Genomic DNA, 20,230 nt, shown 5'->3' with positions numbered 1-20,230 from the left:
GCGGGGCTCAGCCCACCTTCGCCGGGACCGTGGAGCACGAGGCGCAGGTGCCGAAGACCTCCACCGTGTGGGTGATCCCGGTGAAGCCGTGCTCGCTCCCCACGGCCTCCGCCCACCGCTCGACCGCGGGACCGGCCACCTCCACCGTGTGGCCGCAGCGGCGGCAGACCAGGTGGTGGTGATGGGCGTCGCTGGCGCACGCCCGGTAGACCGACTCGCCCTCGTCCGTGCGCAGCACGTCGACCTGCCCGCCGTCGGCCAGGGCCTGCAGGGCGCGGTAGACGGTGGTCAGGCCGATCTTGGCGCCGTGCAGGCGCATCTCGGCATAGACGTCCTGCGCGCTGCGGAAGCCCTCGCTCCTGCGGAGGGTGTCGTGCACGGCATCACGTCTCGTCGTCATGCGGCCTCCTCCGCGTGCAACTTGGCTCTCTCGCTCACTGTCGACTCCTGGGTACGGCCTCGCCGTACGAATCTACCGATCCCGAGCGCCAGGACGAAGCCGGCAAGAGCAAGAAGCACGATCGCCGCCCCGGGCGGCACCTTGGCCGAGTAGGTGGAGGCCAGCAGGCCGCCCACCGAGGCGAGCACCCCGAACAGCATGGCCAGCCCCATCGTGGTGCGGAACCCCCGGGTGAGCTGCTGACTGGTGGCCACCGGGATCACCATCAGCGCGCTGACCAGCAGCAGGCCGACCACGCGCATGGCGATCACCACGGTCAGCGCGGCCGTGACCGCGATCAGCAGGCTGAGGAAGCGCACCGGCAGGCCGCTCGCCCTGGCCATCTCCTCGTCCTGGCAGAGCACGAACAGCTCCCTGCCGAAGATCACGACCACCGCGATCACGGCCACGGCCAGCGCGCCGATCACCCAGATGTCCTGCGGGGTCACGCTGGCGATGGCGCCGAACAGGTACGAGTTCAGCTTGGCGTTGCTGCCGCCGGGCGCGATGCCCATGAGCATGACGCCGCCCGCGATCCCGCCGTAGAACAGCAGCGCGAGCGCCACGTCGCCGCTCGTCCGCCCGCGGGCCCTGACCAGCTCGATGGCCACCGCCCCGACCACCGAGACGATCACGGCCGTGAGCACGGGCGCCGTGCCCGTCAGGAAGCCCAGGGCCACGCCGGTCAGCGCCACGTGCCCGATGCCGTCGCCCAGCAGGGCGAGCCTGCGCTGCACGATGAACGTCCCCACGGCGGGCGCGCACAGGCCCACCAGCAGCGCGGCGACCAGGGCGAGCTGGAAGAGCTGCTCCTGGAGAAGTTCCATGATCATGACGCGTCCCCCTGCCAGCCCGTCAGCGGTCCCGCGGCGGGGGCCGCGGCGTGCGGGTGCTGGTGTTCGTGGCCTGGCCTGGCGCAGTCGCCCTCCGGGCGCGGCGGGCGGCCGTCGTGCGCGACGCGGCCCTCGCGGATCACCACGCCGCGCGTGATGATCGGCTCCAGCGGCCCCAGCTCGTGCGCGACCAGCACCACCGTCTTGCCGGCGAGCACCAGCCCCGCCAGCGTGTCGGCGAGCAACTGCTGCGTCCCGGTGTCCACGCCGGCCGTCGGCTCGTCCATCACGTACGTGTCCGGCTCCCCGGCCAGGGCGCGCGCGATGAGCACCCGCTGCTGCTGCCCGCCGGAGAGCGACTGGACGGGATCGTTCGCGCGGTCGGCCAGCTGGACGGCCTCCAGCGCGCGGGCCACGGCGGCCTTGTCGGCCGGGCTGGTCCTGCGCAGCCGGCTCTGCCTGGCGATGCGGCCCGAGGCCACGACCTCCCGCACGGTGGCGGGCACGCCGCCGCCGACGTGCAGCCGCTGCGGCACGTAGCCGATGCGCCACCAGTCGCGGAATCTGCCGGGCGGGGTGCCGTACACCAGCGTCGTGCCGCCGGACAGCGGCGTGAGGCCGAGCAGCGCGCGGACCAGCGTCGACTTGCCCGAGCCGTTGGCGCCCAGGAGGGCCACGACCTCTCCAGGACAGACGGTCAGGTCGATCCCGCGAAGGACGGGCTTGCCGTCGAAGGAGACCCGGCCGCCGGTCATCGCGAAGGCCGTTTCGCTCATGCCGTACACCCCAGTGCTGTTTGTAGGGTCTTGAGGTTATCGCGCATGGCGGACAGGTAGTCGCCGGCGGGCTTGCTCTCCAGCGGGTCCAGCACGGCCGTCTTCGCGCCGATCTCGTTCGCCAGCACCTCGCCCACCTTGGGGCTGACCAGGGACTCGGTGAAGATCGTGGTCACGCCTTCGGCCTTGGCCAGCTTGCCCACCTCGGACAGGCGCGTGGGCGACGGCTCCTGCTCGGGGTCGAGCGTGATGCCGACCTGCTTGAGCCCGTAGCGGTCGGCCAGATAGCCGAACGCCTCGTGCGCGGTGACCAGCGTCTTGGTTCTGCACGTGCTCAGACCCTTGGCGAACTCCTGGTCGAGCGCTCCCAGCGCGCTCGCCGTCTTCGCGGCGCGATCCTTGTACGCCTGCGCGTGCGGCGGGTCGGCGGCGGCCAGGCGCTCGCCGAGCTTGGTGGCGACGGTGGCCAGGCGGGACGGGTCGAGCCAGAGGTGCGGGTCGTACGAGACCTCGTGCTCGTGCTCCTCGCCCGCGTGCTCCTCGCCCCCGTGCTCCTCGCCCCCGTGAGAGGGGAGCGTCTTGACGGCGGTCGCCGCGTCGAAGCTGCGCTCCGCGTCCACCGCGTCGTCCACGGCCGGCTGGACGCCCTTGATGTAGACGGTGAGCGCGGCCTTCTGGAGCTCGCTCACCTGCTGGATCCCAAGCTCCAGGTCGTGCGGCTCCACGCCGGGCGCGGTCAGGCCCGTGACGTGCGCGTCGGATCCCCCCACTTGCTCGGTCAGCCACTGGAGCGGGTAGAACGCGGCCACCACCTCGGGCCGGTTCCCCGAGACGGTTTCAGCGGAGCCCGAGCCGCAGGCGGCAGTGGTGAGGAGAACGGCTCCGGCCAGCAAACCAGCAGCGTACGACCGGGAAAATCCTGACATCATGTGAGTCAGTATGGGCCAAAATGAAAATGGTTGTCAAAATCAGGATGCCGACGGCGGGCTGGGGGCCAGGCGGCGCCGTACGGCATCCCGCCATCACCCCGGTGGACGTGCGCCGGCAGAGCCGTTGCCGGCGCCCGAAGTGATGTCCAAGCGGCGCTCGCCGGCGTAGACGTTCATCGAGTTCCCACGCAGGAACCCGATGAGGGTCAGCCCCTCCTCCGCGGCCAGTTCGGCCGCGAGCGACGACGGCGCCGAGACCGCGGCGAGCGCCGGGATCCCGCCCATGACGGCCTTCTGCACCAGCTCGAACGAGGCCCGGCCCGACACCATCAGCACGGTGCCCCGCAGCGGGAGCCGGCCGTCGCGCAGCGCCCAGCCGAGCAGCTTGTCCACCGCGTTGTGCCGGCCCACGTCCTCGCGCACGCACAGCGGCTCGCCGTCGGCCGTGAACAGGCCGGCCGCGTGCAGGCCCCCGGTTCTGTCGAACACCCGCTGGGCCGCACGCAGCCGGTCCGGCAGGGTGACGACGACGGACTGCGCCAGCTCGACCGGATCGTCGCCGGCGCTCCAGCGAGCCACGGTGCGCACCGCCTCCAGCGACGCCTTGCCGCAGACGCCGCAGGAGGAGGTGGTGTAGAAGTTGCGCGGCGCGGGCGCCTCGACGCCGGGTGCCAGCCGCACGTCGAGGACGTTGTAGGTGTTCCCGCCGTCCACCGTGGCGCCCGCGCAGTAGCGGATCGTGGCGATGTCGTCCGCCGAGCCCACGGCCCCCTCGCTGACCAGGAAGCCGGCGGCCAGGTCGAAGTCGTCGCCGGGGGTGCGCATGGTGACCGTCAGCGGCGTCCCGTCGAGCCGGATCTCCAGCGGCTCCTCGGCGGCCAGCGAGTCGACCTTGGGGATGCGGGCGGTGTCCTTGACCCGGAGGATCCGCCGTTTCACCGCGACCCTAGACATAGCCGAACCCGAAGCGGCCCTTGACGCAGAGATTCCCCTTGGTCACGGGGTTGTCGTGCGGCGAGGTCACCTTGACGATCTTGTTCTCCTGCACGTGCAGGGTCAGGTTGCAGCCGACCCCGCAGTAGCTGCAGACCGTAGTGGTCTCCGTCTGCCTGGACTCGTCCCAGGTGCCCTCGGCCCGCATGTCGAACTCGGTCTTGAACGACAGCGCGCCCGTGGGGCACACCTCGACGCAGTTGCCGCAGTAGACGCAGGCCGAGTCGGTGAGCGGGGCGTCGAACTCCGTGGAGATCGTCGCGTCGAAGCCCCGGCCGGCGACGCCGATGGCGAAGGTGTTCTGCCACTGGTCGCCGCAGGCGTCCACGCACTTGTAGCAGAGGATGCACTTGCTGTAGTCGCGTACGTAGAGGTCGTTGTCCACCTTGGCGGGCTGCTCGACCGTGGCCGCGCCGTCGCCGAAGCGCGAGGGGTCGGCGCCGTACTCCGCCGCCCACTCGGCAGCACGGGGCGTGGTCGACAGGTCCACGGAGGAGCCGAGCAGCTCCAGCACCACCTTGCGGCTCTGCCGGACGCGCTCGGTGCCGGTGCCGACCTTCATGCCCGGCTCGGCCTTCCTGGAGCAGGCGGGCGCCAGCGTCCTGGCGCCCTCCACCTCCACGACGCAGACCCGGCAGGCGTTCTTCGGGGTCAGCGTGTCGCCGTAGCAGAGGGTGGGGATGTCCTTGCCCGCCGCCTGGCAGGCGTCGAGGATCGTCGAGCCCTCCGGGACGCGGACCTCCTCCCCGTCGATCTGGACGTCGATGAGCCGCCGGGGCGGCTGGAGCGGGATCACCTGAACACCCCCAGGCGGTCGATGGCGGATTCGACGGCGTTCCAGGCGGTCTGTCCCAGGCCGCAGATCGAGGCGTCGCGCATGGTCTGTCCGACCTCGCGCAGGAGCACGAGATCGGGGTCGTCGTCCCGGCGCGGGAGGCTCGGCGAGACGCGGCGCGACAGGCGGTGCAGGGCCTCCTCCTGCCGTACGGTGCCCACCCGGCAGGGCACGCACTGGCCGCAGGACTCGTCGCGGAAGAACTCCGCGATGCGCAGCAGGAGCCGTTTCATGTCCACGGTGTCGTCGATGACGAGCACCACGCCGGAGCCGAGCGTGGCCCCCGCGTTCCTGGTGCCCTCGAAGGTGAGCGGGATGTCCAGATCGGTGACGAACGCGCCGGCCGCGCCGCCGAGCAGCACCGCCCTGGTCGTGCCCGTGGTCCCGGCCAGCTCCAGCAGTTCGCGCAGGCTGGCGCCGAACGTCAGCTCGTACACGCCGGGCCGCTGCACCGCGCCCGAGACGCAGAAGAGCTTGGGCTCGGCCGCCGCGTACGCCTGGGCGCCGCGCTCCAGGATCGGCAGCACGTTGACCAGCGTCTCGACGTTGTTGACCACGGTCGGCTTGCCGAACAGCCCCTTCTCCACGGGGAACGGCGGCTTGCTGCGCGGCTCGCCGCGCTTCCCCTCGATGGAGTTGAAGATCGCGGTCTCCTCGCCGCAGATGTACGCGCCCGCGCCCCTGCGCAGCTCGATGTCGAACGACAGCCCCTTGCCGAGGATGTCGTCGCCGAGCAGGCCCCGCGCGCGGGCGGTCGCGATGGCGTGCTGGAGTCTCGCGGCCGCCCGGGGGTACTCGCCCCTGATGTAGAGGTATCCCTTGGCGCAGCCGGTGGCGTACCCGGCGATCGTCATGGCCTCGACCAGCGCGTACGGGTCGCCCTCCATGATGACCCGGTCCTTGAACGTGCCCGGCTCGCTCTCGTCGGCGTTGCAGACCAGGTAGTGCGGATGATCGGGCTGGCGGGCGGCGGCCTCCCACTTGCGGCCGGTCGGGAACGCGGCGCCGCCCCTGCCGACCAGCCCCGACTCCAGCACCTCCCGGATCACCCCGGCGGGGCCCAGCTCGAACGCCCTGCGCAGGGCGGTGTACCCGCCGCTCGCCCGGTAGTCGTCCAGGCTCCCCGGATCGGTCGTGCCGACCCGCCTGAGCAGGACCAGCCCGTCCTGCCCGGCCTGCGGCACGGCCTCCTTCACCGGGGCGTCGCCCGTCACGTCGAGAGCGGGGGTGTCGCCGTTGGGGGCGGGCCCGTCCAAGGACAGGGCGTGCGCGGGGGCGTACACCTGGGCCTTCGGGGGCGTGCCCGCCTCCAGGGCGAGCGCGGCGGGGGCACGTTCGCACAGGCCCAGGCAGGGGCTCTCGTGCCAGGACGTGCCCTGCGGGCCGAGCGCCTCCTCGACCCGCCTGCGTACGCTCTCCCCGCCCTTCGCCTGGCAGGCCAGGTCGGTGCAGACGTGCAGCACGCGCTTCGGGCGCGGCTCCATGGAGAAGAGCGAGTAGAACGTGGCCACCCCGTACGCCTCGGCGGGCGGCACGGTGAGGCGGCGGCAGATGTACTCGAGCGCGCCCTCGCTGATCCAGCCGACCCGGTCGTTGACCGCGTGCAGGGCGGGCAGCAGCAGGTCGCGCTGCGACTCGGCGCGGGCGGCGACCCGCAGGTCGGTCTCGGTCCTCGAGCCGCCCTCCCATGCGCTGGCGGGCGGCCCGAGCAGGGCGTCGACCGCCGCGCGCTCCTCCTCGGACGGCTCGGCGCCGCGGAACCTCAGATCCATCTGATCACCCGGCCTTCACGAGCTTCTCGACGCGTACGGCCGCCGCCTTGAACTCCGCCGTGCCCGCGATCGGGCAGGTCGCCTCGATGGTGAGCGAGTTGGTGTCCACCTCGTCAGGGAAGTGCATGGTCATGAACACCAGCCCCGGCCGCAGGGCGGGGTCGATGAACACCGGCGCGACCACCGACCCGCGCCGCGAGCTGATCCGCACCTCCTCGCCCGCGACCACGCCGAGACGCTCGGCGTCCTCGGGGCAGAGCTCCACCGTCTCGCCGCGGCGCAGGGGGGAGGCGAACCCCGACGACTGCACACCCGTGTTGTACGAGTCCAGCCGCCGCCCGGTCGTCAGCCGCAGCGGATACTCCTCGTCCAGCAGGTCCACCGGCGGCGAGTGGCGCAGCACCGCGAACGGCGCCGGCACGCCCCGCTTGACCGGGTCGCTCTCCCACAGCCTGCCGTGCAGGTAGGGCGGCTCCAGCGAGTCCTCCGACGGGCAGGGCCACTGGATGCCCTGCAGGTCGGCCAGGCGCTGGTAGGTCATGCCGTGGTGCTGGGGAGACAGGGCGCGCAGCTCGTTCCAGACCTCTTCCGCGCCGTCGTAGTGCCAGTCGTGGCCCAGCCTGCGGGCGATCTCGCACATGATCCAGATGTCGTCGCGCGCCTCGCCCGGCGGGTCCACCGCCTTGCGCACCCGCTGGACCCGGCGCTCGCTGTTGGTGAACGTGCCGTCCGCCTCGCACCAGGCGGCGCTGGCGGGCAGCACGACGTCGGCCATCTGGGCGGTCTTGGTGAGGAAGATGTCCTGCACGACCAGGTGGTCGAGCATGGACAGGCGCTTGATGCAGGACAGCGAGTCGGCCTCGGACTGCACGGGGTTCTCACCGATGAGGTAGCAGGTGGTCACCTTGCCCTCGGCCATCGCCTCCAGCATCTGGGTGAGGTTGAGGCCGTAACGCGGCTGGATCTGCCTGCCCCACGCGCTCTCGAAACGCGCCCTGGTGTCCGGATCGAGGATGTCCTGGAAGCCGGGCAGGCGGTTGGGGATGGCGCCCATGTCGCCGCCGCCCTGCACGTTGTTCTGGCCGCGCAGCGGTGACAGGCCCGAGCCGTAGCGGCCGACGTGGCCGGTGAGCAGGGCCAGGTTGATGAGGGCCCGTACGTTGTCCGTCGCGTTGTGGTGCTCGGTGATGCCGAGCGTCCAGCAGAGCTGGGCGCGGTCGGCGCGGGCGTAGGCGTGGGCCAGCTCGCGGATGGCGGCGGCGGGCACGCCGGTGACCTGCTCGGCGGCGGTCAGCGTCCACGGCTCGACCGACTCCCTGAACTCCTCGAAGCCGACCGTGGCCCGCTCGATGAACGCCTCGTTCTGCAGCCCCGCGTGGATGATCTCCCTGGCCACCGCGTGGGCGAGAGGGATGTCGGTGCCCACGTTGAGCCCCAGCCACAGGTCGGCCCACTGGGCGGTGCCGGTGCGGCGCGGGTCCACCGCGAACATCCGCGCGCCGTTGTGAATGCCCTTCAGCACGTGCTGGAAGAAGATGGGATGGGCGTTGCGCGCCGCCGAGCCCCACATCACGATCACATCGGTCTCCTCCACCTCCTGGTAGGAGGAGGTGCCGCCACCGCTGCCGAACACGGCCGACAGCCCCGCCACGCTCGGCGCGTGACAGGTGCGGTTGCAGGAGTCCACGTTGTTGGTGCCCACCACCACGCGGGTGAACTTCTGCCCGACGTAGTTCATCTCATTGGTGGAGCGGGCGCACGACAGCATGGCGAAGCTGTCGGGGCCGTGCCTGGCGATGTTGCGGCGGAAGCCCTCCGCCGCCCGCTCGAGCGCTTCTTCCCAGGTCGCTCTGCGCAGCACGCCGTTCTCACGCACCAGTGGATGGGTCAGGCGGTCATAGCTCATGATCCCTCCATTCTGTATACAGGCTACGGTATTCCTCGCTAGACCGCTCGGACAAGGTTGGTGTTGAGCAGGTCGCTCACGGCGTGGATCGCGCGCAGTGTCGGGACCTCGGCGCCGGTGAGGTCGGCCAGCTCGACGACCGCCGCCAGCAGCACGTCGAGCTCCAGTGGCTTGCCCTTCTCCAGGTCCTGGAGCGTGGAGGTCTTGTGCTCGCCCGCCTTCTCCGCGCCCCGCAGGCGGCGCTCGATCGAGATCCCCGGATCGCAGCCGACCCTCCCGGCCACCTCGACGGTCTCCCGCATCATGGCCACGACCAGCTCCCTCGCGCCGTCGTGGCGGCAGATCCCGGCCATCGTCGCCCTGGCCAGGGCGCTGATCGGGTTGAAGGCGATGTTGCCCATGAGCTTGATCCAGACGTCTCTCCGCAGGTCCCGCTCCACCGGGCACTTCAGCCCGCCCGCGATCGCGGCCTCGCTGAAGGCGGCACACCGCTCAGTGAGCCGGCCGTCCGGCTCGCCGATGGAGAAGCGGGTGCCCTCCAGGTGGCGGATCACGCCGGGGCGCTCGATCTCGGTGGCGGCGTACACGACGCAGCCGACGGCACGGTGAAGGGGCAGCGCGGCCGTGACCGCGCCGCCCGGGTCGACGCTCTCGATGCGGTAGCCCTCGTACGGGCCCTTGAGCCCGTGGAAGTACCACCACGGGATGCCGTTCTGCGCGGCGATGATGCTCGTGCTCTCGTGCAGCAGCGGCTTGATCATGGGGCCCGCGGCGGCGTAGCTGTTCGCCTTGAGGCCCAGGAAGACGTGGTCCACCGGGCCGACCTCGGCGGGGTCGTCGGTGGCATGGGGATGGGCGGTGAAGTCTCCTCTGGGGGTGAGCACCCGCACACCGGCGCGGCGTATCGCCTCCAGGTGCTCGCCTCTCGCGATGAGGTGCACCTCGACTCCCGCCCGGTGGAGGGCGGCCCCCACGTATGCGCCGATGGCGCCGGCGCCAAGAACAGCGACCTGCATGCTGCGCTCCGTTCTCGCGTCGGATAGTGCATTCGGTATACAGTATGGAAAAACATGGGTCAAGGAGCATGCCTATGACCGTTTCGCAGGTGGAGGCGACGACCTGGGCTGCCGCGCGCGCCCTGGCGGCGGGCTCCGCGGTGCCACTCCCGCCCGCTCGGGTGGCCCTCGCCGACGCCCTCGGCTGCCGCCTCGCCGAGCCGTTGACCGCGCTGGTGGCGGTGCCGGGGGTGGACGTCGCGGCGATGGACGGCTACGCGGTGGCCGGTCCGGGCCCGTGGCGCGTGGTGGGCCGCGTCCTGGCCGGCGGCGCGTGCTACGGGCACGAGCTGGGGCCGGGAGAGGCAGTGGAGATCGCCACCGGCGCACCGACGCCGTCGGGGGCGGCGGCGGTGCTGCCCTATGAGCACGCGACCGAGCTGCCACCCCCTGGGCCTGTGGCGCAGGTGCCGCCTTCCGGGCCGGTGGCGGCGCCGCCTTCCGGGCCGGTGGGGGTGCGGCCTTCCGGGCCGGTGGCGGTGCCCCGGGCGCGTGTGGAGGCGGAGCCGGTGTGGGTGGGCGGTGCCGTGGAGGCGGGGCGGCACGTCCGGCGGCGCGGCGAGGACATCGCCGAAGGCGCGGTGGTGCTCGGGGCGGGCGCGGTGGTGACCCCGGTGACCCTCGGGCTGGCCGCCGCACTCGGCCACGACGAGCTGCCGGTACGCCCGAAGCCGCGCGTGGCGGTGCTGGTGACGGGCGACGAGGTCGTGCACGAAGGGCTCCCCGCCCCGGGCCGGGTGCGCGACGCCATCGGCCCGTTCCTGCCGGGCCTGGTGGAGTGGGCCGGGGGCCGCGTCACGGACACGTCACGGCTCCCGGACGGTCCGCACGCGCTCCACGCCGCACTGGCCGCCGCTGCTGACGTGGTCGTCGTTTGCGGCGCATCGTCCAAAGGGCCCGCGGACCACCTCCGGCCCGTGCTCGCCGGCCTCGAAGCCGGCGTGCTCGTCGACGGCGTCGCCGTGCGCCCGGGGCACCCCCAGCTCCTGGCCAGGCTGCCGGGCGGGCCGCTGGTCGTGGGGCTGCCGGGGAACCCGTTCGCGGCGCTCGGCGCGGCGCTCACGCTGCTCGCCCCCATCGTGCGCGAGCTGGCGGGGAGGACCGCGCGCAAGGAGACGTCCGCGCTGGCCGGAGCCGTGCGGGCGCACGGAAGGGACACCCGGCTGGTGCCGGTCAGGAGATCGGGCCGGGGCGCGGTGCCCGTGGGGCACGACCGGCCCGGCTCGTTGTGGGGAGCGGCGCTGGCGGACGCGCTGGCCGTGGTCCCGCCGGGGTGGGCCGGTGAGCAGGTCGAGCTGATCGAGTTGCCCCCTGGGGGCTAGACAGGCCGATCGGGAGGGAGTAACCATTGCGGTCATACGGTATGCAGTATGCGGAAGACAGCGCCGGGAAAGGTGGCATGATGTCGGAAACGATCTCTGGCGGTCATCTCGTAGCCAAGGCACTCAAGGCCGAGGGCGTGGATGTGATCTACACGCTCTGCGGCGGCCACATCATCGATATCTACGACGGCTGCGTCGATGAGGGCATCGAGGTCATCGACGTACGCCACGAGCAGGTAGCCGCGCACGCGGCGGACGGTTACGCGCGCATCACCGGCAAGCCCGGCTGCGCGGTCGTCACCGCGGGCCCGGGCACGACCGACGCGGTCACCGGCGTGGCGAACGCCTTCCGCGCGGAGAGCCCCATGTTGCTGATCGGCGGCCAGGGAGCGCTGAGCCAGCACAAGATGGGCTCGCTCCAGGACCTGCCGCACGTGGACATGATGACCCCGATCACGAAGTTCGCCGCGACGGTGCCCAGCACGGAACGGGTGGCCGACATCGTGTCGATGGCCTTCCGCGAGTGCTACCACGGCGCTCCCGGGCCGTCGTTCCTGGAGATCCCGCGTGACGTGCTCGACGCGAAGGTTCCCCTGGACAAGGCCCGCATCCCCAAGGCCGGGCAGTACCGGGCCTCCACGCGCCAGCAGGGGGACCCCGAGGCCGTCGAGCGGCTGGCGGACCTGCTGGCGCACGCGGAGAAGCCGTGCATCCTGCTCGGGAGCCAGGTGTGGACGTGCCGGGCGACCGACGCCGCGATCGACTTCGTCCGGGCCCTGAACGTGCCCGCGTACATGAACGGCTCGGGCCGCGGCACGCTCCCGCCGGGCGATCCGCACCACTTCCAGCTCAGCCGCAGGTACGCCTTCACCAACGCCGACCTGATCATCATCGTCGGCACCCCGTTCGACTTCAGGATGGGCTACGGCAAGCGCCTCTCACCGACCGCCACCGTGGTCCAGATCGACCTCGACTACCGCACTGTCGGGAAAAATCGGGACATCGACCTGGGGATCGTCGGCGACGCGGGCCTCATCCTCGCGGCGGCGGCCCAGGCCGCCAGCGGCCGCATCGAGAACGCGGGCGCCAGGCGCAAGGAGTGGATGGACGAGCTGCGCGCCGTCGAGACCCAGGCGTACGAGAAGCGCCTGCCCCGCCAGCTCTCCGACGCCCGGCCCATCGACCCGTACCGCCTGGTCCACGAGATCAACGAGTTCCTCACCGAGGACACGATCTACATCGGCGACGGCGGCGACATCGTCACCTTCTCGGGCCAGGTCGTGCAGCCCAAGTCGCCGGGTCACTGGATGGACCCGGGGCCGCTCGGCACGCTCGGCGTCGGCATGGCGTTCGCGATGGCCGCCAAGCAGGCGCGGCGTGACAAGGAGGTGCTCTGCCTGTTCGGTGACGGCGCGTTCAGCCTGACCGGGTGGGACTTCGAGACCATGGTCCGCTTCGACCTGCCGTTCATCGGGGTCATCGGCAACAACTCGTCCATGAACCAGATCAGGTACGGCCAGGCCGCCAAGTACGGCGAGGACCGCGCCCGCGTCGGCAACACCCTCGGCGACATCCGCTACGGCGACTTCGCCAAGCTGCTCGGCGGCTACGGCGAGGAGGTGCGCGACCCGGCCGAGATCCGCCCCGCGCTGGAGCGGGCCAGGGAGTCGGGCAAGCCCTCGCTGATCAACGTGTGGGTCGATCCGGAGGTCTACGCCCCCGGAACCATGAATCAGACGATGTACAAGTAGGGGAACGCCAACATGAAGGCTCTCGAAGGTGTCCGCGTCCTCGACATGACCCATGTCCAGTCGGGCCCGTCCTGCACCCAGCTGCTCGCCTGGCTGGGCGCGGACGTGGTCAAGCTGGAGGCCCCGACCGGCGACATCACCCGGCAGCAGCTCCGCGACCTGCCGGGCGTCGACAGCCTCTACTTCACGATGCTCAACTGCAACAAGCGCAGCATCACCCTCAACATGAAGAGCGAGCGCGGCAAGGAGATCTTCACCGAGCTGGTGAAGGGCGCCGACATCCTGGTGGAGAACTTCGGGCCGGGCGCGGTCGACCGCATGGGCTTCACCTGGGAGCGCCTCCAGGAGCTCAACCCGCGTCTCATCTACGCCTCGATCAAGGGCTTCGGCACCGGCAGGTACGCCAAGTTCAAGGCGTACGAGGTGATCGCCCAGGCCATGGGCGGCTCGATGAGCACCACCGGCTTCGAGGAGGGCCCGCCGCTGGCCACCGGGGCGCAGATCGGCGACTCGGGCACCGGCATCCACACGGTGGCCGGCATCCTGGCCGCCCTCTACCAGCGCGAGCAGAGCGGGCGCGGGCAGCGCGTGCAGGTGGCCATGCAGCACGCCGTGCTGAACCTGTGCCGCGTCAAGCTCCGCGACCAGCAGCGGCTGGCGCACGGCCCGCTGCGCGAGTACCCGAACAGGACGTTCGGCGACGAGGTGCCGCGCTCGGGCAACGCCAGCGGCGGCGGCCAGCCCGGCTGGGCGGTGCGCTGCGCGCCCGGCGGCCCGAACGACTACATCTACGTCATCGTGCAGCCGGTCGGCTGGAAGCCCATCTCCAGCATCATCGGCCGTCCCGAGCTGGCCGACGACCCCGAGTGGGCGACGCCGGAGGCGCGGCTGTCGAAGCTGGACAAGATGTTCCAGCTCATCGAGGAGTGGACGATCCACCACGACAAGTGGACGGTCCTCGACCGGCTCAACGCCGAGAACATCCCGTGCGGTCCGATCCTGTCCACCAAGGAGCTGGCCGAGGACGAGAGCCTGCGCGAGGAGGGCATCGTCGTCACGGTCGACCATCCGGAGCGCGGCGAGTTCGTGACCGTCGGCAGCCCGCTGCAGCTGTCGGACTCGCCGGTGGACGTCCGTACCCCGCCCCTGCTCGGCGAGCACAACCAGGAGATCTACGGCGAGCTCGGCGTGAGCGCGGACGAGCTGGCCGAACTGAAGACGAACGGAGTCATCTAGTGGAGCGGCGAGTAGGGCCCGGCAGCGGCAGCCTCCAGCGTAACCAGGGAGGGCCCGTAGGGAGCGCGACCATGGGCGCGGTCAGGGAAGTCATCGAGAAGGCGCTCGCCGAGGGCCGCACCGCCCTGACGGCTCCCGAGGGCCGCCTGATCTGCGAGGAGTACGGCATCGCCACCCCCGGCGAGGGCCTGGCCACCTCCGCCGCCGAGGCCGCCGAGCTGGCCGAGCAGATCGGCCTCCCGGTCGTCCTCAAGATCGTCTCACCGGACATCCTGCACAAGACCGACGCCGGCGGCGTGCTGGTCGGCCTCAAGAGCGCGGAGGAGGTCCGGGCGGGTTACGACACGATCCTGGCCAACGCCCGCGCCCACAGCCCCGACGCCAGGATCGACGGCGTCCAGGTGCAGCAGCTCGTCGGCGGCGGCCACGAGGTCATCGTCGGAGCCGTCACCGACCCCACCTTCGGCAAGGTCATCGCGTTCGGCCTGGGCGGCGTCCTGGTCGAGGTGCTCAAGGACGTGACCTTCCGGCTTGCCCCGGTTTCGGGGGAAGATGCCCTGGGGATGCTGGACGACATCAGGGCGGCGGAGGTGCTCCGTGGTGCCCGTGGCGCCGAGCCTGCCGACCGGGAGGCGCTCGCGGAGCTGATCGAGCGCGTCGGCAGGCTGGTCTCCGACTTCCCCGAGATCGTCGAGGTGGACCTCAACCCGGTCTTCGCCGACGCGAACGGCGCGGTCGCCGCAGACGTGCGCATCCTCATCGGCGACAGGCCCGCGGAGGTCAGCCGCCTTCCGCGCGAGGAGATACTCCGGCAGATGACGCGGATCTTCAAGCCGCGCTCGGTCGCCGTGATCGGCGCCTCGGCCGAGACCGGCAAGATCGGCAACTCGGTCATGCGCAACCTCATCAACGGCGGCTACCAGGGCCAGATCTTCCCGATCAACCCCAAGGCCGACGAGATCATGGGGCTGGCCGCGTACAAGAGCATCTCGGACGTGCCAGGGGACGTGGATGTGGCGGTGTTCGCGATCCCCGCCAAGTTCGTGGCGCCCGCGCTGGAGGAGGTGGGGCAGAAGGGCGTGGCGGGCGCGGTCATGATCCCGTCGGGGTTCGCCGAGACGGGGAACGTCGAGGGCCAGAAGGAGATCGTCGAGATCGCGCGCAGGCACGGCGTGCGCATGCTCGGGCCGAACATCTACGGCTACTACTACACGCCGGAGAACCTCTGCGCGACGTTCTGCACCCCGTACGACGTCAAGGGCAGCGTGGCGCTGACCTCGCAGAGCGGCGGCATCGGCATGGCCATCCTGGGCTTCAGCCGCACCACCAAGATGGGCGTCTCGGCCATCGTCGGCGTCGGCAACAAGGCCGACGTGGACGAGGACGACCTGCTGACCTTCTTCGAGCAGGACGACAACACCAAGGCCGTGGCCATGCACCTGGAGGACCTCAAGGACGGGCGCGGCTTCGTCGAGGCCGCGCGCCGGGTCGTCAGGCAGAAGCCGGTCATCGTGCTCAAGGCGGGCCGCACCGCGATGGGCGCGCGGGCGGCGGGCTCGCACACGGGCGCGCTGGCCGGCGACGACAAGGTGTACGACGACATCCTGCGGCAGGCCGGGGTGGTCCGCGCGCCTGGGCTGAACGACATGCTGGAGTACGCTCGCGCGCTGCCGGTCCTGCCCGCCCCCAAGGGCGAGAACGTCGTCATCATCACCGGGGCGGGCGGCTCCGGCGTGCTGCTGTCGGACGCCATCGTGGACGCCGGCCTGACGCTCATGGACATCCCGCCCGACCTGGACGCGGCCTTCCGCGCCTACATCCCGCCGTTCGGCGCGGCGGGCAACCCCATCGACATCACCGGCGGCGAACCGCCCTCCACGTACGAGAACACGGTCCGCCTCGGCCTGGCCGACGAGCGCATCCACGCGCTGGTCCTGGGCTACTGGCACACGATCGTGACGCCGCCGATGGTCTTCGCCGAGCTCATCGCCCGCGTGGTGGCGGAGGAGCGGGCGAAGGGCAACGTCAAGCCGGTCGTGGCGTCGCTCGCCGGTGACACCGAGGTAGAGGAGGCCAGCGAGTACCTGTTCGAGCACGGCGTGGTCGCGTACCCGTACACGACGGAGAAGCCCGTGGCGGTCCTCGGTGCGAAGTACCGCTGGGCCAGGGCCGCCGGACTGCTGCGCTAAGAGCCGAGCATGGAGCGAAGGAGCTCAGGGCGAGAGAGCGGAGCCAACGAGTCCTGAGCGGTCGCGACCATGAGCACAGCAGCTGGCAAGGGGGCTAATCGGGGCGCACGAGAAGCAACAAACCCCCCAGGAGGTCCGTAGGTGGACACATCAAAAACACCACCGGCGACGGCCACGCCGCCGGTCCAGGACGAACGAGTATGGAAAGCGGGCCGGCTTGAGCCGATGCCCATCAGGAAGCTGCCCGACGCGCCTCCGTCGGTGCACATTCTCGGGCCGACGGTCTTCCTCGTCGCGCTGGGCGTGGGCATGGGCGAGTCGTACATGTGGCCCAGGCTGGTGCTGCTGTTCGGGCCGGAGATCAGGTGGCTGTTCCTCATCGGCGTCACGCTGCAGGCCGTGGTGATGCTCGAGATGGCGCGGTACGCCATGGCCACGGGGGAGAGCATCTTCTCGGGCGCGGCCAGGGTGTTCAAGCCGCTGATGTGGTTCTTCTTCATCGTGGCGATCGCCGTCTACATCTGGCCGGGGCACCTGTCGGCGGGAGCGGCGGCGTTCGAGGAGATCACCGGCATCCCGTGGATGGTGACGGCCATCGCCGGGCTCATCTTGGTCGGGGTGGTGTTCAGCCTGGCCAAGGTGATCTACAACGTGCTGGAGAACGTGCTGTCGCTGCTCATCGGCGCGCTCGTGCTCGGCACGGCCGTGGTCGCGGCCATGGTCGGATCCTGGGGCGACGTGGTCGACACGATCAGGGGCATGTTCGCCTTCGGCTACCTGCCGTCCGAGGCCATGTCGGCGGCCTGGTTCCCCGTCATCGTGGGCGCGTGCGCCTTCGCGGGCCCGTCCGGCATGCAGCAGATGTGGTACACGCTGCACCTCCGTGACTCGGGGGCCGGCATGGGCGCGCACATCCCGCAGGTCCGCGGGCTGCGGCACGCGGGCGAGGAAGAGGAGATGCCCGCGCGCGGGTTCATGTTCGACACCGAGGACCAGGCCGAGATGGCCAAGTGGAAGGGCTGGCGGCGCTGGGTCACGTTCGACGCGCTGCTGATGTTCTGGGGCGTCACCATGATGGTGACGATCTCGTTCACGGTGATCGCGCAGTCGGCGGCGCGGCTGAACCCGGGCGTGCGCGCGGCCATCCAGGGCGACGACCGCGAGGTCGCGCTGACCGCGATGGCGGGCGCGGTCTCGCACGCGGGCAGTTCGGTGCTCGGCGGGGTGTTCCTCGGGTTCATCGCGCTGATCGGGCTGAACGCGACTCTGGGGCTGTTCGACTCCTTCTCCCGGGGTCAGGCGGACATGACGTACAACTTCGTCCCTGGGGCGAAGAAGCTGGGCATGTCGCGTCTGTACGGCATCTTCCTCTGGGGGGTGATCATCTTCGGCATCCTGATCCTGCTGTTCGGGCCGGCCGACGGGCCGAGCGGGATCCTGGACACGCTGGCGTTCCTGTCGACGTTCGCGATGGGGGCGTACTGCGTGACGCTGCTCCTGGTGAACAACCGCATGCTGCCCAAGCCGATCAGGCCCAGGTGGTGGACGAACGTGATCATCGGCTGCGGAGCGGTGTTCTATCTCGGGATGCTCTTCTACAGCCTGTTCGCCTACGGCGTGGTCGTGGGCTGATGGGCGGACGGCACAGCCTCGAACTCGCCCTGCCGGGGGCGTCGATCGGAGCCGTCGCCGGAGCCATGGCCGGTGGGCTGACCCTCTTCGCGAGGCAGCCCACCGGGATGGCCGCGCTGTCGGCACTGTCCCTCGCCGTCCCGCTCGCCCTCTTCGGCGGCCTGTACGGCATGCTGCTCGGCCACGGCGTGTTCCGTCCGGGCACCTTCGCACCCGTCGGCCTGTACTGGGTGGCGGCCTTCCCCGTGTCCCGGCTGGCGCAGGAGAGCCTGGTCGGGATCGGCCTGGCCGACGGCGTGCTGCCGTTCCTCGCGTACCAGGCGATGGTGAGCCTCGGCTTCGCGATCGGCTTCGTCTGGCTGCACGAACGGCTCATGCCGCACTGGCTGATGCGCCGCGCCGGCGCGAACCCCCTCGCCAAGGCGCTGCTCGAGGTCTACGTACGGCACGCCGGGATGTTGCGCGCACGAAGGAGGCAGCGGCGGTGAACCTGCCCGTCTGGATCTGGCTGGCCACGGTCGGCGGCTTCGCGCTCGTGATCGCGGTGGACTTCTGGATCGTCGCCAGGAAGCCGCACGAGCCGTCGATCAAGGAGTGCGTGGCCTGGGTCTCGTTCTACGTCGGCCTGGCCGTGGCCTTCGGCGCCGGCCTGCTGCTGCTCTGGGGTCCCGCGCACGGCGGCGAGTTCTTCGCCGGGTGGATCACCGAGTACTCGCTCAGCGTGGACAACCTCTTCGTCTTCCTGCTGATCATGAGCCGCTTCCGGGTGCCGCGGGAGTACCGGCAGAAGGTGCTGCTCATCGGCATCATCCTGGCACTGGGCATGCGCGGCGCCTTCATCGCGGCCGGCGCGCAGGCGGTGTCCAGGTTCGACTGGCTCTTCTACGTGTTCGGCGCCTTCCTCGTCTACACCGCGTGGAAGCTGATCGGGCACGAGGACGAGGAGGCGGAGTTCTCCGAGAACGTCGCCCTGCGCGCGGTGCGCCGGGTGCTCCCGACGACGGACACGTACCACGGGGCCCGCCTCACCGTGCACCACGGGCGCAGGATGGTCACCCCGATGCTGATCGTCATGGTCGCCATCGGGACCACCGACCTGCTCTTCGCGCTCGACTCCATCCCGGCCATCTTCGGCCTCACCAAGGAGCCCTACCTGGTCTTCACCGCCAACGCCTTCGCCCTCATGGGCCTGCGCCAGCTCTTCTTCCTCATCGGCGGGCTGCTCGACCGGCTCGTCTACCTGAGCAAGGGGCTCTCGGTGGTGCTGGCCTTCATCGGCGTGAAGCTGATCCTCGAGGCCCTGCACCACGACGGCGTGTCGTGGGCGCCGGAGATCCCGATCCTGGTGTCCCTCGGTGCCATCGTCGGCACCCTCGCCGTCACCACGGTGCTGAGCCTCGTCAAGTCCGCCCGCGACGCCAGGGCGTCGGCCGCAGCCTCTGACTCGGAGGCGGGCTCGGAGGGGGTGGCGCCCGAGCCCGTAGAGCGCTGAGTACGCCGCGGCCGGGGCCGGCCTCCGTACGGGCCCCTGCCGCGGCTCAGTGCCGTGGGCAGTCGCGTACGTCGTCGTGCTCCGCCGCGGCCCACTCACGCAGGTAGCGGTCCGCGTCGTCGGCGGAGTAGTGCTTCTTGAGCGCCGTGCTCAGCCCCAGGCCGATCGCACGGCCGTCCGCCGCCTGGCCCGGGGGATCACCGAGGAGAAAGCGGATGAGCGCCTTCATCGTCATGCACCTCCTATGACTCCACCCTCTACCCGAGGTGTTTCGGAGCATGTGGCCTTCTGTGAACGTCAGGTCAACCGAGCTGCCGCGGGCGGCGCCGGCGTACCGGCTTGGGCGCCGGCTCGACCGGCTCCTTCTCGCGCTGTGCCAGGTAGGAGGCACGGGTGTGCTCGGTGTGCTCGCGCATGATCTTGGCCGCGCGGCGCTCGTCGCCCGCCTCGATGGCGTCGATCAGCGAGGTGTGCTCCTCCCACGAGTCCATGCCGCGCTGGCGGGCCACCGGCGTGTGGTACCACCGCACCCGCCTGGCCACCTGGCTGGCCAGCTCGGAGAGGACCTGGTTGCCCGACAGGGCGGTCACCAGGGCGTGCAGCTCGGAGTTGGTCGCCACCGCCGCCTCGACGTCGTCGGACTCCACCGCCGCGATGCCCCGGGCGCACAGGGCCCGCAGCCGCCGCACGCCGTCCTCGCCCGCGTGCTTGGCGGCGAGCCTGGCGGACTCGGTCTCCAGCAGCGTGCGCACGGCCAGCAGCTGGTCGGCCTCCTCCAGCGTCGGGACGTGCACGAACGCGCCCTGCCCTGGGAACAGGTCCACCCACCCCTCGCCGCTGAGCTGCTGCAGCGCCTCGCGGACCGGCTGCCTGGAGACGCCCAGCAGCTCGGCCAGCTCGCTCTCGACCAGGTGCTGTCCCGGCTTGAGCTGCCCGGAGACGATGAGCTCTTGGATAGCCTCGATCACGCTCTCCCTGAGCGTGGCAGGACGGGCGATCTTCGTGGCCGTCGCCTGACCGGGCTGATCCGAGAGCAGCATGTCACGTCTCCAGGGCTGGACTAAAGTTTT

The 20,230-nt window shown here is 71.0% G+C and carries 18 protein-coding genes; 7 read left to right on the top strand and 11 right to left on the bottom strand.

What is annotated here, in order from left to right:
* Positions 1-7 precede the first annotated feature (7 nt).
* From AB0H84_RS44955 to AB0H84_RS44915, 9 genes are all read right to left on the bottom strand, one after another.
* A complete protein-coding gene (locus AB0H84_RS44955; RefSeq protein WP_357618861.1) occupies positions 8-400 on the bottom strand; it encodes a transcriptional repressor in 393 nt (130 codons plus the stop codon).
* The gene (locus AB0H84_RS44950; RefSeq protein WP_357618933.1) at positions 397-1,269 is read right to left on the bottom strand and encodes a metal ABC transporter permease; all 873 of its coding nucleotides are present in this window, start codon (positions 1,267-1,269) and stop codon (positions 397-399) included. Before AB0H84_RS44950 ends, AB0H84_RS44955 begins: the two co-directional genes overlap by 4 nt.
* Positions 1,269-2,048, bottom strand: a complete 780-nt coding sequence (locus AB0H84_RS44945; protein WP_357618858.1) for a metal ABC transporter ATP-binding protein — start codon at positions 2,046-2,048, stop codon at positions 1,269-1,271. The genes AB0H84_RS44950 and AB0H84_RS44945 overlap by 1 nt, the downstream gene beginning before the upstream one ends.
* Positions 2,045-2,941, bottom strand: a complete 897-nt coding sequence (locus AB0H84_RS44940) for a metal ABC transporter substrate-binding protein (RefSeq protein WP_357618855.1) — start codon at positions 2,939-2,941, stop codon at positions 2,045-2,047. The genes AB0H84_RS44945 and AB0H84_RS44940 overlap by 4 nt, the downstream gene beginning before the upstream one ends.
* A gap of 129 nt (positions 2,942-3,070) precedes the next feature.
* Positions 3,071-3,931, bottom strand: a complete 861-nt coding sequence (gene fdhD, locus AB0H84_RS44935; protein ID WP_357618852.1) for a formate dehydrogenase accessory sulfurtransferase FdhD — start codon at positions 3,929-3,931, stop codon at positions 3,071-3,073.
* A complete protein-coding gene (locus AB0H84_RS44930; RefSeq protein ID WP_357618930.1) occupies positions 3,924-4,763 on the bottom strand; it encodes a 2Fe-2S iron-sulfur cluster-binding protein in 840 nt (279 codons plus the stop codon). Before AB0H84_RS44930 ends, fdhD begins: the two co-directional genes overlap by 8 nt.
* Positions 4,763-6,577, bottom strand: a complete 1,815-nt coding sequence (locus AB0H84_RS44925) for an NAD(P)H-dependent oxidoreductase subunit E (protein ID WP_357618850.1) — start codon at positions 6,575-6,577, stop codon at positions 4,763-4,765. Before AB0H84_RS44925 ends, AB0H84_RS44930 begins: the two co-directional genes overlap by 1 nt.
* A 4-nt stretch (positions 6,578-6,581) precedes the next feature.
* Positions 6,582-8,483 (bottom strand): molybdopterin-dependent oxidoreductase, encoded by a 1,902-nt coding sequence (locus AB0H84_RS44920; RefSeq protein ID WP_357618846.1) that lies wholly within the window; start codon positions 8,481-8,483, stop codon positions 6,582-6,584.
* A 38-nt stretch (positions 8,484-8,521) separates the two neighbouring features.
* On the bottom strand, positions 8,522-9,499 hold the full coding sequence (locus tag AB0H84_RS44915; protein WP_357618843.1) for a 2-dehydropantoate 2-reductase: 978 nt from the start codon (positions 9,497-9,499) through the stop codon (positions 8,522-8,524).
* 74 nt (positions 9,500-9,573) lie between these two features.
* Here AB0H84_RS44915 and AB0H84_RS44910 point away from each other — a divergent pair, with 74 nt between their 5' ends.
* The 7 genes from AB0H84_RS44910 (at position 9,574) to AB0H84_RS44880 (ending at position 19,160) form a co-directional block, all read left to right on the top strand.
* On the top strand, positions 9,574-10,860 hold the full coding sequence (locus tag AB0H84_RS44910) for a molybdopterin molybdotransferase MoeA (RefSeq protein ID WP_357618840.1): 1,287 nt from the start codon (positions 9,574-9,576) through the stop codon (positions 10,858-10,860).
* A gap of 80 nt (positions 10,861-10,940) precedes the next feature.
* Positions 10,941-12,611, top strand: a complete 1,671-nt coding sequence (locus AB0H84_RS44905; protein WP_357618837.1) for a thiamine pyrophosphate-binding protein — start codon at positions 10,941-10,943, stop codon at positions 12,609-12,611.
* A 12-nt stretch (positions 12,612-12,623) separates the two neighbouring features.
* Positions 12,624-13,847, top strand: coding sequence for a formyl-CoA transferase (gene frc / locus AB0H84_RS44900; RefSeq protein WP_357618834.1), 1,224 nt, complete (start codon positions 12,624-12,626; stop codon positions 13,845-13,847).
* A 71-nt stretch (positions 13,848-13,918) separates the two neighbouring features.
* Positions 13,919-16,036, top strand: coding sequence for an acetate--CoA ligase family protein (locus AB0H84_RS44895; RefSeq protein ID WP_357618831.1), 2,118 nt, complete (start codon positions 13,919-13,921; stop codon positions 16,034-16,036).
* Positions 16,037-16,261: 225 nt separating this feature from the next.
* Positions 16,262-17,668, top strand: a complete 1,407-nt coding sequence (locus AB0H84_RS44890; RefSeq protein ID WP_357618828.1) for an Nramp family divalent metal transporter — start codon at positions 16,262-16,264, stop codon at positions 17,666-17,668.
* Entirely contained in the window at positions 17,668-18,156 is a 489-nt protein-coding gene (locus AB0H84_RS44885; RefSeq protein ID WP_357618825.1) for a hypothetical protein, read from the top strand. Before AB0H84_RS44890 ends, AB0H84_RS44885 begins: the two co-directional genes overlap by 1 nt.
* The gene (locus AB0H84_RS44880; protein WP_357618822.1) at positions 18,153-19,160 is read left to right on the top strand and encodes a TerC family protein; all 1,008 of its coding nucleotides are present in this window, start codon (positions 18,153-18,155) and stop codon (positions 19,158-19,160) included. Before AB0H84_RS44885 ends, AB0H84_RS44880 begins: the two co-directional genes overlap by 4 nt.
* A 46-nt stretch (positions 19,161-19,206) precedes the next feature.
* Here AB0H84_RS44880 and AB0H84_RS44875 read toward each other — a convergent pair whose 3' ends face one another.
* Both AB0H84_RS44875 and AB0H84_RS44870 read right to left on the bottom strand, forming a co-directional pair.
* Positions 19,207-19,395, bottom strand: coding sequence for a hypothetical protein (locus AB0H84_RS44875; protein ID WP_357618819.1), 189 nt, complete (start codon positions 19,393-19,395; stop codon positions 19,207-19,209).
* A 67-nt stretch (positions 19,396-19,462) separates the two neighbouring features.
* A complete protein-coding gene (locus AB0H84_RS44870; protein ID WP_357618816.1) occupies positions 19,463-20,200 on the bottom strand; it encodes a GntR family transcriptional regulator in 738 nt (245 codons plus the stop codon).
* Positions 20,201-20,230 lie beyond the last annotated feature (30 nt).

The sequence above is a fragment of the Nonomuraea sp. NPDC050786 genome (assembly GCF_040654115.1).
Classification (GTDB): Bacteria; Actinomycetota; Actinomycetes; order Streptosporangiales; family Streptosporangiaceae; genus Nonomuraea.
The sequence above is the reverse complement of the archived record's forward strand: the minus strand, read 5'-3'. Positions and strand labels throughout refer to the sequence as shown.

What these genes read in the sequence shown, in the direction of transcription:
- AB0H84_RS44955 (WP_357618861.1), bottom strand. Translation starts at nt 400, where the DNA reads ATGACGACGAGACGTGATGCCGTGCACGACACCCTCCGCAGGAGCGAG.
- AB0H84_RS44945 (WP_357618858.1), bottom strand. Translation starts at nt 2,048, where the DNA reads ATGAGCGAAACGGCCTTCGCGATGACCGGCGGCCGGGTCTCCTTCGAC.
- fdhD (WP_357618852.1), bottom strand. Translation starts at nt 3,931, where the DNA reads ATGTCTAGGGTCGCGGTGAAACGGCGGATCCTCCGGGTCAAGGACACC.
- AB0H84_RS44925 (WP_357618850.1), bottom strand. Translation starts at nt 6,577, where the DNA reads ATGGATCTGAGGTTCCGCGGCGCCGAGCCGTCCGAGGAGGAGCGCGCG.
- AB0H84_RS44920 (WP_357618846.1), bottom strand. Translation starts at nt 8,483, where the DNA reads ATGAGCTATGACCGCCTGACCCATCCACTGGTGCGTGAGAACGGCGTG.
- AB0H84_RS44915 (WP_357618843.1), bottom strand. Translation starts at nt 9,499, where the DNA reads ATGCAGGTCGCTGTTCTTGGCGCCGGCGCCATCGGCGCATACGTGGGG.
- AB0H84_RS44910 (WP_357618840.1), top strand. Translation starts at nt 9,574, where the DNA reads ATGACCGTTTCGCAGGTGGAGGCGACGACCTGGGCTGCCGCGCGCGCC.
- AB0H84_RS44905 (WP_357618837.1), top strand. Translation starts at nt 10,941, where the DNA reads ATGTCGGAAACGATCTCTGGCGGTCATCTCGTAGCCAAGGCACTCAAG.
- frc (WP_357618834.1), top strand. Translation starts at nt 12,624, where the DNA reads ATGAAGGCTCTCGAAGGTGTCCGCGTCCTCGACATGACCCATGTCCAG.
- AB0H84_RS44895 (WP_357618831.1), top strand. Translation starts at nt 13,919, where the DNA reads ATGGGCGCGGTCAGGGAAGTCATCGAGAAGGCGCTCGCCGAGGGCCGC.
- AB0H84_RS44890 (WP_357618828.1), top strand. Translation starts at nt 16,262, where the DNA reads ATGCCCATCAGGAAGCTGCCCGACGCGCCTCCGTCGGTGCACATTCTC.
- AB0H84_RS44885 (WP_357618825.1), top strand. Translation starts at nt 17,668, where the DNA reads ATGGGCGGACGGCACAGCCTCGAACTCGCCCTGCCGGGGGCGTCGATC.
- AB0H84_RS44875 (WP_357618819.1), bottom strand. Translation starts at nt 19,395, where the DNA reads ATGACGATGAAGGCGCTCATCCGCTTTCTCCTCGGTGATCCCCCGGGC.
- AB0H84_RS44870 (WP_357618816.1), bottom strand. Translation starts at nt 20,200, where the DNA reads ATGCTGCTCTCGGATCAGCCCGGTCAGGCGACGGCCACGAAGATCGCC.